At 45.4% G+C, this 12,589-nt stretch carries 14 protein-coding genes; 7 read left to right on the forward strand and 7 right to left on the reverse strand.

Annotation, left to right across the window (positions count from 1 at the left end; translation table 11 throughout):
• Nucleotides 1-377: 377 nt before the first annotated feature.
• Nucleotides 378-830, reverse strand: a complete 453-nt coding sequence (locus JaK3_RS10455; protein WP_150114174.1) for an LlaMI family restriction endonuclease — start codon at nucleotides 828-830, stop codon at nucleotides 378-380.
• Here JaK3_RS10455 and JaK3_RS00010 point away from each other — a divergent pair.
• The gene (locus JaK3_RS00010) at nucleotides 817-1,245 is read left to right on the forward strand and encodes an energy transducer TonB (protein ID WP_240480841.1); all 429 of its coding nucleotides are present in this window, start codon (nucleotides 817-819) and stop codon (nucleotides 1,243-1,245) included. The genes JaK3_RS10455 and JaK3_RS00010 overlap by 14 nt on opposite strands.
• 226 nt (nucleotides 1,246-1,471) lie before the next feature.
• Here the strand turns inward: JaK3_RS00010 and JaK3_RS00015 are convergent, their stop codons facing one another.
• The 4 genes from JaK3_RS00015 to sorT all read right to left on the reverse strand — a co-directional run bounded on the left by JaK3_RS00015 (nucleotide 1,472) and on the right by sorT (nucleotide 4,466).
• On the reverse strand, nucleotides 1,472-1,867 hold the full coding sequence (locus tag JaK3_RS00015; RefSeq protein WP_068319401.1) for a COG4315 family predicted lipoprotein: 396 nt from the start codon (nucleotides 1,865-1,867) through the stop codon (nucleotides 1,472-1,474).
• A gap of 688 nt (nucleotides 1,868-2,555) precedes the next feature.
• A complete protein-coding gene (locus tag JaK3_RS10895) occupies nucleotides 2,556-2,678 on the reverse strand; it encodes a hypothetical protein (protein WP_015422217.1) in 123 nt (40 codons plus the stop codon).
• A gap of 211 nt (nucleotides 2,679-2,889) precedes the next feature.
• A complete protein-coding gene (sorU, locus tag JaK3_RS00020) occupies nucleotides 2,890-3,237 on the reverse strand; it encodes a SorU family sulfite dehydrogenase c-type cytochrome subunit (RefSeq protein ID WP_008904214.1) in 348 nt (115 codons plus the stop codon).
• Nucleotides 3,234-4,466, reverse strand: a complete 1,233-nt coding sequence (sorT, locus tag JaK3_RS00025) for a SorT family sulfite dehydrogenase catalytic subunit (RefSeq protein WP_041484972.1) — start codon at nucleotides 4,464-4,466, stop codon at nucleotides 3,234-3,236. Before sorT ends, sorU begins: the two co-directional genes overlap by 4 nt.
• 243 nt (nucleotides 4,467-4,709) lie before the next feature.
• Here sorT and JaK3_RS00030 point away from each other — a divergent pair, with 243 nt between their 5' ends.
• Nucleotides 4,710-5,060 carry a DUF3147 family protein gene (locus JaK3_RS00030; protein WP_068319403.1) on the forward strand — a complete coding sequence of 117 codons (351 nt, stop codon included), beginning with the start codon at nucleotides 4,710-4,712 and terminating at the stop codon, nucleotides 5,058-5,060.
• A 177-nt stretch (nucleotides 5,061-5,237) separates the two neighbouring features.
• Here the strand turns inward: JaK3_RS00030 and JaK3_RS00035 are convergent, their stop codons facing one another.
• Both JaK3_RS00035 and JaK3_RS00040 read right to left on the reverse strand, forming a co-directional pair.
• A complete protein-coding gene (locus JaK3_RS00035; RefSeq protein ID WP_068319405.1) occupies nucleotides 5,238-6,398 on the reverse strand; it encodes an IS30 family transposase in 1,161 nt (386 codons plus the stop codon).
• 182 nt (nucleotides 6,399-6,580) lie between these two features.
• Nucleotides 6,581-7,357, reverse strand: coding sequence for a hypothetical protein (locus JaK3_RS00040; RefSeq protein ID WP_068319407.1), 777 nt, complete (start codon nucleotides 7,355-7,357; stop codon nucleotides 6,581-6,583).
• A 15-nt stretch (nucleotides 7,358-7,372) separates the two neighbouring features.
• On the opposite strand from JaK3_RS00040, the gene JaK3_RS10780 reads away from it, so the two are divergent.
• The 5 genes from JaK3_RS10780 (at nucleotide 7,373) to JaK3_RS00065 (ending at nucleotide 12,585) form a co-directional block, all read left to right on the forward strand.
• Nucleotides 7,373-7,708 (forward strand): hypothetical protein, encoded by a 336-nt coding sequence (locus JaK3_RS10780; protein ID WP_205627468.1) that lies wholly within the window; start codon nucleotides 7,373-7,375, stop codon nucleotides 7,706-7,708.
• A 193-nt stretch (nucleotides 7,709-7,901) separates the two neighbouring features.
• A complete protein-coding gene (locus JaK3_RS00050; protein ID WP_068319410.1) occupies nucleotides 7,902-8,615 on the forward strand; it encodes a TnsA endonuclease N-terminal domain-containing protein in 714 nt (237 codons plus the stop codon).
• Nucleotide 8,616: 1 nt separating this feature from the next.
• Nucleotides 8,617-10,719, forward strand: a complete 2,103-nt coding sequence (locus tag JaK3_RS00055; RefSeq protein WP_068319412.1) for a Mu transposase C-terminal domain-containing protein — start codon at nucleotides 8,617-8,619, stop codon at nucleotides 10,717-10,719.
• Between the two features lie 26 nt (nucleotides 10,720-10,745).
• Complete coding sequence (locus JaK3_RS00060) at nucleotides 10,746-11,612, forward strand: TniB family NTP-binding protein (RefSeq protein ID WP_068319414.1); 867 nt, start codon at nucleotides 10,746-10,748, stop codon at nucleotides 11,610-11,612.
• On the forward strand, nucleotides 11,590-12,585 hold the full coding sequence (locus JaK3_RS00065) for a TniQ family protein (protein ID WP_161484691.1): 996 nt from the start codon (nucleotides 11,590-11,592) through the stop codon (nucleotides 12,583-12,585). The genes JaK3_RS00060 and JaK3_RS00065 overlap by 23 nt, the downstream gene beginning before the upstream one ends.
• Nucleotides 12,586-12,589 lie beyond the last annotated feature (4 nt).

Raw genomic sequence — 12,589 nt, forward strand, 5'->3', positions numbered from 1 at the left:
ACAAATACCCAAAATCATCCAGAATCAACCAATTTTGCTGCAATGATTTACTATAGAAAAACTCTCTCAAGTAGTGGACCTAAATTGACAGCAGTTCAGTTGAGACTCTGTCCCATGTGTTGTCATGTCGTTTAAAACGACATTGCCAGAGAGGGCTATTTGGTCTGCGAAAGAGTACTACGTCACCGTCACGTAAATAAAGCTCTGTAGGCTCTGCGTATTTAAGTTGGCCTAAGACTGTGGATTGAGATTTATGCTGAGGTGAGGGGAGAACTTCTAGATTTGTAAGTTTAGTGACTACGTCTTTAGACATCGACTTGCTGTAAAAGTTTTGAGCTCATACAGCAAGTTTATTTTCAATAAAATGTATGGGCAACCTAGTATCGGCTAGTAATTAATTTATTCCAAAACGTGTTTGAAGCTCGCCACTGAGAATATGGTCTAGCATTTCCCTCGTACATCCCGCTATCGAAAAATACATCTCCATCTTCAACTAATTTAATCCATATTTCGTATTTTATCGGCTCACCAAAAACAATTTCCGTATAAAAACCTTGTGAGTCCTGAAGACACTTGAACCATCCCTTTTGATTAAACTTTCTCTCAAGCTTGCCCTGAATAGAAATTCTTTCCCACTTAGCTATTGTTAAGTTCTCCACTTGCGCGGCAACAGGAATTAATAAGCCTTTATTTTGTCTTTTATCAGCACTAAAGAAATATTTGGCATGAATGTTTTTTTCATCATCCACAACTAATGTTTGCCCATAGTCATTAATTTTCTTGATTTTTGGAGCAGGGTCTCCAGACCAAGGACATGTGAGATTCAGCATTGAAATTGCTCCAAATGGAACTGTTACTAAAGTAGAAACGCTTTGGAAAACTTCCGATAAAGCGGAGCAATTAGCTAGAAAGGCAATGAAGTCTATGCCAGCTCTGCCACCTACACCAACAGGCAAATCACTCATCTTTGAAAGAACGATTTCATTTACGCCATTTGCTACAAATGATGCGCCAGTCTATAGAGATGATTGCCTGCCCGATACACCAGCGTTTGGCAATCCATTTGCTTGGGATGGCAAATCGCCGCAAGAAATTAAGAAGACCAAGCCTGCTGAAAAACCCAGCCCCGAAGCGTTAGCTGAATGCCTTAAGCAATTACCCCAAGACTCTATTGATGGCATCACTGCTGAAGCTCAACGGCAATTTGACATATGGAGCTCGGGAAAACTTAATCAAAGAAAGTAAGATTTCTATATATACGCATATGCGTATATATGTGTAATGTCGTTTAAAACGACATCGACTGACGCAGGGATGCGTAATTGACATGTCCTTTTAAAGGACACTTCTTAATCAGGCGCCCCATACGCAATTCTCCAAACAAAAACCACCCGAAGGTGGTTTAGGTGTTTCTTGGAGGCCCGGGGCGGAATCGACCAAGGCCCATGATGCCTAATCCTGCTTGCTACTATTACATCTTCACAATTTTCCAAGCGCCATTTAAGAAGCCATCACCAGTTTTATCTCCTGGTTTGGTATCTTTAGCCCAGAAATACAGAGGCATTCCTTTGTATGCTAATTGCTTCTTGCCATCATCACGAGTAATTACAGAATAATCGCCGGACACTGCTGGACCACCATCAACCAAGAGTGGGGGCCAGTTGGTGGCACATGGGCCATTACACATCGACTTTCCTGAACCAGCCGCATCTTTGGCAAAGGTATACAGGGTCATATTATTACTGCCTACTAACATGCCATCATTTACTTTGGTATATGGCGCCATGGCTCCGCCCGTCATCGACGCACATGCGGCCAATGTAGCAGCAGCAATCAAACCAATTAATACGCTCTTAATACGATTCATTTAGATCTCCTTTTAAAGTTACCCTAGTACTCTACTGGCAATTGATGTTTGGCGTATGGCGCGAGTAAAACTAAGGGGCTACGCATTAAAAAAACACCCGAAGGTGGTTAGTGTCTCTTCCAGCCGATAGCAATCTTGAATGGACTTTTGCTGTGACAATTCAATTTAGCTCAAACTAGGATGGAAAATACTCAGGACTAACCCTTGAGCATCAACAGAAATGTCGTTTTAAACGACATTGCAAGTATCTACCCTAGATGGTTGGCACGGTTAGGCAGAGTTAGAGCAAATAGACAGCGGTAAGCAAAGTCCGAAAGCGTCAATTACTGTAGGCAACAGTAAACACTAAGACTAGAAAAGAAAAATGGCTACCTAAGCAGTCATTTTGAAGTTCTTGGTGGTGGATAGTTGACTACTTGCGAACTTGCTATTTCGACTACTTAGTAATTAAAAGTAAATGAGAGGGAATGCGCGGTAAGAACTTAACAGCTTAATTGCACCAATATGATGCATTTACTATTTCTGGATTTGAACCCAAGTCCACTCTAACTTTTAAGGTCTGCTCCGCAGCGGTTGCTGCCGTTCGAGTTTTCAACGTGAATGCCCTTGGCGTGCCGGATTGCGATCACTCCTATTCATGCATCGTGGTAATGCGCAGAGACAGGTTTCAGGCGCGCAGTTGACATTGCTAGAGAGTTGACAACAGCGTGCAGAGATCTGCAAGCTCGACGAGCAAGACTGCAGCAGCATCAAGCATGGTGCGATCAATCACCTGGGCGTGTCGCCAGCGTTGATGGCTTACCGCGAGCACAAGGCCATGCTGGGCAAGACTTAGGCCGGCGAGAAGTTCCCGGCGGTTGTGATGATGGGGGCTGGCTGGATGGTGGTCCCCGACATCAAACCAGGCAAGTGATGGTGAGTGGCTGACCCGCCCTGGGTCAGCCACTCAGTCGGGATCGCTGTTTGCAGGTGATCCCGTCCTTTTTGTCAGTTGGCGCAACAGCGCTGTGGCCAACCAGCCATCACTTTGATCCACCCGAAGCCTTGGCCACGTAGGCCGCCAGGGCGGCAATTTGCGCATCACTGAGTTTGCCGTTGTAGGACGGCATCTGCCCAATGCCGTTGCGCAGCGCGGTGGCCACGCGCTTGGCATCGGGCTTGAGCTCGTCCAGGCTGGGGCCCACGGCGCCTTCGGCTCCCGCGTCCTTGAGCGCATGGCACAGGGCGCAGGCAGGCACCGCGCCTTGGCCGAACAACACCTTGCCTTGTTGAAGTTGCGCGGCATCGTCGGCGGCGTGCACGGGCAGCACTGTGAATGCCAACGACCACAGGGCAGCGACCAACGCGTGTTTTTGGATTGTGCGCTTCATGCCACGCTCACTTTCACGGCGTGGTCGGCCCAGCTGGTGTTGTTGTAGCCGCCCGCGTTTTCCATGCGTTGTTCGGGCTGCACGTTGCCTGCGGTGTCGGTGGCTCGGCTCGCCAGGGTGAACTGGCCCGCCGGCAGGCGCGCCGCAAAAACAAACTGCCGCCACGCAAAGCGGCCGAGGTCGGGCCCCACCATGCGCGCGAGCTGCCAGGTTTTTCCGCCGTCCAGAGAAACCTCGACCTTGGCCACCGCGTTCATGCCGCCAAACGCCACGCCATGGATCTGTGTGTCACCCGCTTTAAGCGGGGCGCCGTCCGTGCCGGGACCGTTGATCCACGACTTCACCGTCATTTCCTGCACCGATGGCTGCGACGGGTCGCCCTTCGCGCCGGGCGGTGAAATGCGGTAGCCGTGCGACATGATGCGTGCGTCGGTCTCCTGAGCGGTGAAGGCCAGGCGTTTGACGTACTTGATGTTGTTCACGCCCGTGTAACCCGGCACGATCAAGCGCAGTGGGCCGCCGTGGGCCAGCGAAATCGGCACACCGTTCATTTCCCAGGCCAGCAGGGCATCGGCGAGTGCGGCAGCAGGCACCGAGCGTTCCACGATCACGCTCTTGGGGTCCAGTCCATCGGGGAGTTTTTCGCCGCCTGTGCCGGTGAGGTAGGCCATGCCGGCCTCCACGCCGCCCAGGGCATCCACCACCCAGCGCACCGGCACACCGCTCCACACCACACAGCCTGCTGCGCCCACTTGCCAAGGCGTTCCACTGGGCTTGTTGGGGAAGTAGCCGCGTCCGTTGCCAGAGCATTGCAACACCATCGCCGTGGTCTCGATGCCTATGCGCTTGAGGTCGCCCAGCGTGAGTTTGCGCGGGTTCTTCACCCCCTCGATGTTGATCTCCCAGGCATCGCGGTTGCCCAGGATCGAGGCGTCGGGCGCGGGCAGGTTGTTGCGGATGTAGAGCTGCTCGGACGGCGTGATTACGCTGGTGCCGAACACACTGCGCTTGGTCTCAATGGTGGTGCTGCTGTGCACGATCAGGCTGGCCGGGTCCTTCCAGCCCACGTACGCTGGCAGAGGCTTGGCAGCACCGGCCAAGGCGACGGGCGCGGTCTCACCAGCAGCGGCTGCGGTGCGGCCAAAGCTGGCCAGACCAACGGCAGCCAAAGCAGCGCCGCTGCCGGCCAGCAGGTGGCGCCGGGGGAGCGAGGTGGGTTGTTGGTTCATTTCTGGGGTCTCCGGTGGTTGGGCGTCGTGCGCCGGTTGGGGTGAAAGGGGTGAGCGGTTGATTCGTTGACAGGATCGCGCCCATGCCTGGACTGGCAAAAGCGATACCAGCGAAATTAAAAATATCTTTCTCAACATAATGATTAATGTAGCACCATTTTAAACTTAATGTTTAGGCAATGCGTTGCTTAGAAGATGATAAATTTTTCGCCATTATTTACCCTAAACCATTAGGAGGCCTTGATGTCTTGGTTAATCACCAAATACTTACTGACAGCCGGAATGGTTGTATTCATTTCTGAAGTGGCAAAACGAAGCGATAAGTTGGGTGGGTTTATTGCCGCACTCCCTTTAATGACATTGCTTACTTTGACTTGGCTCTACATTGAGAATCAACCCGAAGAGAAAATAGCGAACCACGCCTATTACACTTTTTGGTATGTAATTCCTACGCTACCAATGTTTTTACTATTTCCATACTTGCTGCCTAAGTTAGGCTTTTGGTTAACCTTGGGAACCTGTGTACTGGCAACAGTAATTTGTTTTGGATTATTTGCGTTTTTAATGAAAAACTTTGGTATTAAATTGTTGTAGTTTTGTCGTTTAAAACGACAGCGACAGACAAAGTTCTAAAGCGGCGAACACTGTCACCCCAAATGAAAAAACCACCCGAAGGTGGTTTTGGTGTTTCTTGGTGGCCCGGGGCGGAATCGAACCACCGACACAAGGATTTTCAATCCTCTGCTCTACCGACTTCTATTGGCCTTGATTTCAACCCGTCGATGCAACGGTTAGGGCAAAACGTTCTGCCGGTGTTTGATAGTTTAGTGTTTTTCTAGGGCGTTCATTTAATTGCCTTGCTACGGCATTGAGTTTGGCTTGGGAGTAATTGGCTAAGCTCATTCCTTTTGGGAAGTACAGTCTTAATAGCCCATTGGTATTTTCATTGGAGCCTCGTTGCCAAGGATGCTGAGGATCACAAAAATACACTTGCACATCGGTAGCTAGAGTAAAGCGTTTGTGTTCAGACATTTCTTTACCCCGATCCCAAGTTAAGGATTTGTAGAGCTCTTGCGGTAACTTGCGGGCATGCTTGATGAGTGCATTGACCACCGTCTCACTGTCTTTACGAGCCACCTTGACTAGCATCACATAGCGAGTCTGGCGCTCTACGAGAGTTGCGATCTGACTATTGGCATCCCCATATAAAAGATCACCCTCCCAATGGCCGGGAACAGCTCTATCTTCTGCTTCGGCTGGCCGCTCTCTGATCGAGACTGCATCCTTAATTTTTCCAAGCCCTGCATCCTTCAGCGTGTGATGCCGTGAGCGGCGCATGATGCGGGTGCGTCGTAAATGCTGTGTGAGCTCTTTCTTTAAGGCTCCGCGGGCTTGGATGAAGAGGCTAAGGTAGATCGTTTCGTGTGACACCTGATGGTCCTCCTGATCTGGATAAGTCTCTTTTAGCCATCCGGCAATCTGTTGTGGTGACCAGTGGTGCTGCAGTTTATCTGCCACCAGATGCGCTAAGGTTTTATTCAAGACTAGTTTACAAGTCTGAGGGCGATGTGCCCGATCCCAAGCAGACTGGTCTGATTGATTGGCTCGATAGCTCTTTGGACCGCCATTGCGGCTAATCTCACGACTAATCGTGGAAGGTGATCTACCTAACTCAGTAGCAATTGATCTCATGGATTGTCCGCTTGCTAGGCCGCGTGAGATGGCTTCCCGTTCATCTAAGGTCAGCGCTAGTTTGGATCGAGTTCGGGGTGGCGGTCTAATGCCGCCAGTTTGCACAAAGATGCCTTGTATGGACGAATGATTGCGATCAAATAACTGGGCAATCTGCTGGAGAGAATCTCCCTTTTTCCAGCGCTCCCACATTAAATCCTTCTGGGTGGCTGTGTAATAGATTCGAGGTCGTTGTTTCATGAGCAACACTCCTTGCGCTTACGCAGTTTGTAGTGTGTTGCATCGACGGGTTGAAATCAAGGCCGATCTCTGTCGGTCAAACCCCTAAAAATAGTCTCTTTTGAATGTCCGCAATAGGTTAAGAAGAAGACGAATATGGGTTATGACACCCTACTGGATTTCAATGGGTGGCTCTTTCCACCCTAGTACGAACCTAAAACCGGTATCTGCCCGGCTTTGCAAATTGGCCATGTAATTGCCCACCTACGTTTGAAGGAGCTATCCCCCTCTTTCTGATTTTTGAGTATCTCAATATCGTCGACTTTTTTTATTAAATCCACATAACACTCCCTCCCAAAATCACCTAGCTTAAGAATTAAATATTTTTCTAGAAATTGGCTGTTAACTGGAAAAGCATCCATGGGTAGTGTGTATTTCATAGTTTTCATATGCATACCGTGAAGAAGCTCTAAATATCCCCTTGTTAGCGGAGAAATTCCTTCCATCGACCATTGAAATGTTTCATGAAAGCTCGATGAAAATCTAGTAATCATTATCGCTTGCTTATATCCAGGAATATCTTTTCCGGGCCTACGCTCTAGATCATTTTGAATAAGCACTCGATCGATGCGCTCATAAATTTGCGCTTCCGTAATGGACTTGATTTCTAACAAATCCCAGAGATCTGCATTAAAGAGATCTTCAGTACCTTGAAATTGCGAATCACTTTCAACAGCTAAAACTATTTCATTAATATCTTTCCAGCGGGGATCTAGACCCTTAGGGTATCTGTGGTACTTCCTAATATTGGCAAAGATTTTAGGCTGTAGATCTCCCTTTAAAGGAGGGGAACGCCAAACAAAGAGCTTGTCTAATCGACCATCTTTTGGATTGCCCCTACTTTTAATTTCTTCATACCAAATCTGGATGCGGGCCTTTTCATAAGAGGTTTTAGGTTGTCCACCTGCTTTTTTTGGCATTAGAAATGGGGTGACTTGAATATTTATTTAATGAACCTTTATTTCATTTTAGATCAAGGGCACACTAGCCCCAACCTAAAAGGGATTGAAATGGCGACAACTGAGCGCAATTTATTTAATGATTTAATGGATCGATACGGCTCCATGGTGGGCGGCAAAGACCTCTACCTAGCGCTGGGGTTTAAATCCTATGGCGCCTTTCGCTTAGCCAATGAAAGGAATGAAATTCCAATCAAAATCTTTAAGATCCCCAAAAGGAGGGATTGGTATGGGCTCACTAGCGATTTAGTTCAGTGGCAGATAAGCCTCACACAAAAGCCCTCAGACAACATAGAAGAGATAGGGAGCTAAAAATGTAAAAAAGCCAGAATCAACCTGAAGGTCTATCTGACTTTTTTGATGCTTGGATCTGCTGCTGTTCGAACTCACAGTATCTCCAAACCCCAAAACAAAGTCAATTTATTTGAAGCTTATTTGAGCCGACGCGGGAGAAATGCATTCAATTGATGCCTTTTGACGGTTCAGATCAATCACTGGAGATGCAATGCAGCAACACTTACCTAGATTAACCGAAGAAAATTTGGCACTAAAAACACTATGTAAAAAATTTAATAATGGGGCATTAATTATTCATGAAAACCCTATTCGACAAGTAGGCGGCAAGAAGAATGCCCCGCACTTAAAAACCACTGCATACCATTTTGATGCTCTTGATGTTGATTGGATCAATACAGAGTCAAGTTTCGAGGCTGACTTTGTTTTAGTAACCGCCCTTGATCCTAGTGTATCTGCCATATATCACCAGAGAGCGACCCTAACGCTTTCTAATGGATCAACATACACCCCTGATTTTTTAGTAATCAAGAATGGGCGACTAACAATAGTAGAGGTAAAACCCCATAAATTTACCCTTAAAGCACCTTGGCCACAATTATTTGAGCAAGCCCAATCTATTTGTGAAGCCCTAAACGTTACCTTTGAAGTTCAAACAGAACTGCAATTTCGCGCAGGAAATATGCATAAAAGGGCCGAATACATTGCATTTTGTGCTCGTCTTGAATTCAATTCAGAAGATATTTTATTGACTATAGAAGAGGTATCCAAATACACAGATGGAATTACCTTTGATTTTTTCATGAGAATTACAGGCCTTCCAAAGATATTGGTTTTAAAGCTCGTAGCAAGCCGTCACTTGCGCCTTAATGATGCGCTTGAGTATGAAGATGGCTCAATGATTTATTCGTCAGCAGCTTACTGATATGAGAAATTATTTTTCAGTTCAAAAGGGATTTTCATTTTTATTTGAAAATGCCGTCCATGAATTTAATAAAGAATTTGTTAATTCGAGCTTAGAGACTCGTGTTTATTTTACAAACATGACAACCGGAGAAATCTGGGACAGCACCCGAGAAGATGTCTATCTCAATGTGACCAATAAGTCTTACGCGGTGATACAGACAGGGCTAATCGATGACTTCACTTCAGACATACCACTTCACAATAATTACTCAACTATCGAACTAAATCCAAAGCAAAAGTTTGCTCATGAGAGGCGGTTATTTTATTGTGGTCATTTAATTGCAAAAAATATTAGCGGAAATAATTTTTCTGAATTGCGAGATGAACTCCATAGAATGAAACCCTTTCTATGTGAGCCAAAAAAACCAAGTCCATCAAGCGTCAGACTTTGGATGCTTCAATATCAACCGCGGGAAGATGCTGCTGATTTAATTTCTGGTCATGCATTACGTCCGAAAGGGCGATATCGATCACATCCTTCGTTAATAAAAATGGCATTTGAGGTCTTAAAACATCATTACTTCATTCAAAAAAATAATAAAAAAAATATAACGAGAAAAACAACGCAGGCTTGTGCCATAGAAGTAAATGTGCGCGTGAATAACTTACCGCTATCAGAATTTAAAGAAATATTTCCTGAAAAAGATCCGTTTACCTATACCGGAAATCCCCCGCTCGCGCTCTTGAGGTGCCCCTATATCAGTATCGCCACCATTAAAAGATTAATTCTAAGTTTTACACCTTATGAACGCGATCGTTTGCGCCTGCCAAAGGAATTGGTTAAGAAAAAATGGCAGCACTCAATTGGGGGCGGTTACCCAGAACATGCATTCCAATATGTTGAACTAGACCATACGGTATCGGATGTATATGTCTACGACTCGAAACATGGAAATATTATCGGCAGGCCCGTCATAACATTCTTAATTGACTCATTCTCTGGCTACATCTTGTCTACATGGGTAAGTTTTGATGGCGAAAACATTGGGCGATTCAGTAAAGTCATCGAATTTGCTTACCGAGATAAAACAAGCTTATTAAAAGAATTTAATCTTCAAAATGACTGGTTTTCTTTACCAGTTAAACCCCTCTATATGCGTATCGACAACGCGCCGTCACAACGCTCCGCAATCTTTTATGCGATATCTAAAAACTTAGGCATCAATCCAGAACGTGGCGCAGTTCGAACACCAGTAATGAAGGGTGGTGTTGAGAATTTGATGAAACGTTACTCGGACGCACTGCCTCAGCGAGGAAGACCACTTAAACCAGGTGAGGTTTCCATTCCAGGCTATAACCCCCTGAAGGATGCAACCATTGCATTTGACGATTTTATTGCCTGGGTCTTCAAATGGGTAGTTGACGTGCACAACGTTTCAATTCCTGAGCGCAGTTTAATGTCTCCAAGAGATATTCTGATAGAGGAAATGGAAAAGCTTAAAGGCACAGTTCCTGTCTACCCAATGATGACTGAAGAGTTTAGGAGAGACCTATCCGTTCCCAAGCAATGCCAGGTAGATAACAACGGCATCACCCTTCTTACAATTAACTATCGCAGCCCTGAGTTGCGCGACCTCACCTATCAAATTAGTCCGAAATTCAAAACTGAGGTTAGATTTGACCCTAATGACATGGGCAGTATTTTTGTCTTGAATAAAAAAACTCAAAATTGGATTACCGTTCCGGCAGTGCGGGAAGACCTGGCAGGAAAAAGTCTTTTCTGGGTGAAATCAGAACGTAAAGCTCGTCGCCAAACGAACATTGAAAGTGGTGCACTTCAGAGGCATCTTGAGGCGATATATGGCTTTGGCGCATGGCAAGACCAATTTCTATCTTCTAGCAAAAGAAAATTAAATGAAGCGAAAAAGGACGCTAGGCGCAGACAGGTCGATCAAGATAATCCGCACGGCAAGCCAGACACCCCTCCCATGTTGCCACCGCCTACTCAAAAAATGAATCCCATTACGGAGATTGAAGCCCTTACCGCCAATTATGCAGTCGTTAATACTGCTACAGAAACTATTGACCCCCTTATTGACGCGGTTGTGTATGCACCACTCTAAATTTATTGCCGGTATGTAAATTCCCTATGAACCCTAACAATAATTTAGCCTCACTTCAATTACGTAGCATACGATTAAGACACCCCCTGTTTGAAGAGGCCTTCCATGGCACTTTAGATATCTTAAAAAATGCTCTTGCAACTGCGCGGCCTAACAGCGGTGTCTTAATTCATGGGCATGGGGGAACGGGTAAATCTACCCTTTTAGACTCACTTAAAAATGCTATTGAAACAGGTACAAATGGTGCGCCCCTTGGAAGGGTGCTTAACATCACATTTGCCGACTCTATACCAACCCCCAAAAGTCTTTATTCATCAATTCTAAGACAAAGCAATTATGTTTTGAAGATTACCTCACGCTCAACTCGTGATGGAATTTTGGAAGATCGGGTTGTAGATCAAATTGAACGTGAAAAATACATAGCAATGTTCATAGATGAATCCCAGCAAGTAGTCAAACAGTCCAAAGATGAGCTTAGGATACGAGTGCTTGACGCTGTTAAAAATATTTCGACTAGGACGGGAATTACGACCGTGTTATCGGGGACGAAAGATATTTCGCTATTGTTTGATGGCGCTTTGGGAGATGGGCAACTAAGCACTCGGTTTGCCACTCGGTTTTATCTTGCTGAATTTCAAACAGAATCGTCCCTAATGGGATTTTTAAACGGCTATACCCAACAATGCAGCGCCATGGACATAAATATTATTCGACACAAACATAAAGAAATATTTGAAGGCATTGGAGGAAACTTACGGCGTCTAACGGATTTCATCATCATGTCCGTTGAAATGGCTGAAATTGAAAATGTAAGCGTTCTCACAGTTGAGCACCTGAAATTAGCATTTAAGAAATACTACGGAAATGCTCATGCGCGCGTTAACCCATTCTAGGTTTCCATTGCGGACAGAGTTGTTCCCGTTTGCAACCTTTCCAATTCAAGATGGACTGCTACCGGGAGAATCTGGTCCCGGTTATGTTCTGCGGATGGCCAGTAAAAATCATGTTGGCTACTATGAGTTACTACGCCACATTGATCTATACCCATATCCTTATCTCACCATAGATGCCACCACCAAGATTGCCCCTCTTTTTGGGGTAATGTCGAAAAACATAATGCGGGTGACCGCAGAAAATTACAAAATATATGGGCAATGTCACACAAAGCTAAACGGCCTAATCTTTAAAAAACCTTATCTAATAAGACAAAGATCTCCTCAAGTCTGTCACTTATGCCTTAAAGAAAACAGCTATGCACAACTAGCATGGGATTTAACACTCTATACAGCCTGCATAGCACATAAAATCAGCCTCATAGATCACTGCCCCTCCTGCAATAAACCGCTAAGCTGGGCTAGAAATGATTTATCTCTCTGCAAATGCGGGAAACCACTCTTTAGCGACAGTGTTAAAAGTATCCCCGCCAGTGAATCTCAACTTCTAGTATCTAAAGTTATCAGCCACAAGTTTGCAGGAGATATCCCTTGCTCAATTTCAAATACTTTTTTATTTCAATTATTCGATAGCCTATCTTTAGACATCTTTATGAGACTAGTTTGGAGTTTTGGGCTACATGATCAAAGTAAATTTTCAAGACGCACCCAAGGAAAGCAAATTCCATGCACTAATTCAACAATAGAATTAATTAATCACTCCATAAGCAGGATAAATTACGCGCTTAATCATAATTTCTCCAGCCCACTTGAGATTGATATTAATCAAACATCACTCAATGATGTTTTAAACGATGCAAATTACGTGGAATTTAAGAAAATCCACCATCTGCTAGACAAGGTCTCTGAGTTAGACAAGCTTCCAAGAATATTAGACTCAAACTCATCTAAACAACTCTCATTATTTGAGTAAATTT

Source organism: Polynucleobacter yangtzensis (assembly GCF_001595965.1).
GTDB lineage: Bacteria > Pseudomonadota > Gammaproteobacteria > Burkholderiales > Burkholderiaceae > Polynucleobacter > Polynucleobacter yangtzensis.

Bases quoted from the DNA above. Each gene is read 5' to 3' on its own strand.
- JaK3_RS10455 (WP_150114174.1), bottom strand. From the start codon at position 830: ATGCTGAATCTCACATGTCCTTGGTCTGGAGACCCTGCTCCAAAAATC.
- JaK3_RS00015 (WP_068319401.1), bottom strand. From the start codon at position 1,867: ATGAATCGTATTAAGAGCGTATTAATTGGTTTGATTGCTGCTGCTACA.
- sorU (WP_008904214.1), bottom strand. From the start codon at position 3,237: ATGAAGCGCACAATCCAAAAACACGCGTTGGTCGCTGCCCTGTGGTCG.
- sorT (WP_041484972.1), bottom strand. From the start codon at position 4,466: ATGAACCAACAACCCACCTCGCTCCCCCGGCGCCACCTGCTGGCCGGC.
- JaK3_RS00030 (WP_068319403.1), top strand. From the start codon at position 4,710: ATGTCTTGGTTAATCACCAAATACTTACTGACAGCCGGAATGGTTGTA.
- JaK3_RS00035 (WP_068319405.1), bottom strand. From the start codon at position 6,398: ATGAAACAACGACCTCGAATCTATTACACAGCCACCCAGAAGGATTTA.
- JaK3_RS00040 (WP_068319407.1), bottom strand. From the start codon at position 7,357: ATGCCAAAAAAAGCAGGTGGACAACCTAAAACCTCTTATGAAAAGGCC.
- JaK3_RS00050 (WP_068319410.1), top strand. From the start codon at position 7,902: ATGCAGCAACACTTACCTAGATTAACCGAAGAAAATTTGGCACTAAAA.
- JaK3_RS00055 (WP_068319412.1), top strand. From the start codon at position 8,617: ATGAGAAATTATTTTTCAGTTCAAAAGGGATTTTCATTTTTATTTGAA.
- JaK3_RS00060 (WP_068319414.1), top strand. From the start codon at position 10,746: ATGAACCCTAACAATAATTTAGCCTCACTTCAATTACGTAGCATACGA.
- JaK3_RS00065 (WP_161484691.1), top strand. From the start codon at position 11,590: ATGCGCGCGTTAACCCATTCTAGGTTTCCATTGCGGACAGAGTTGTTC.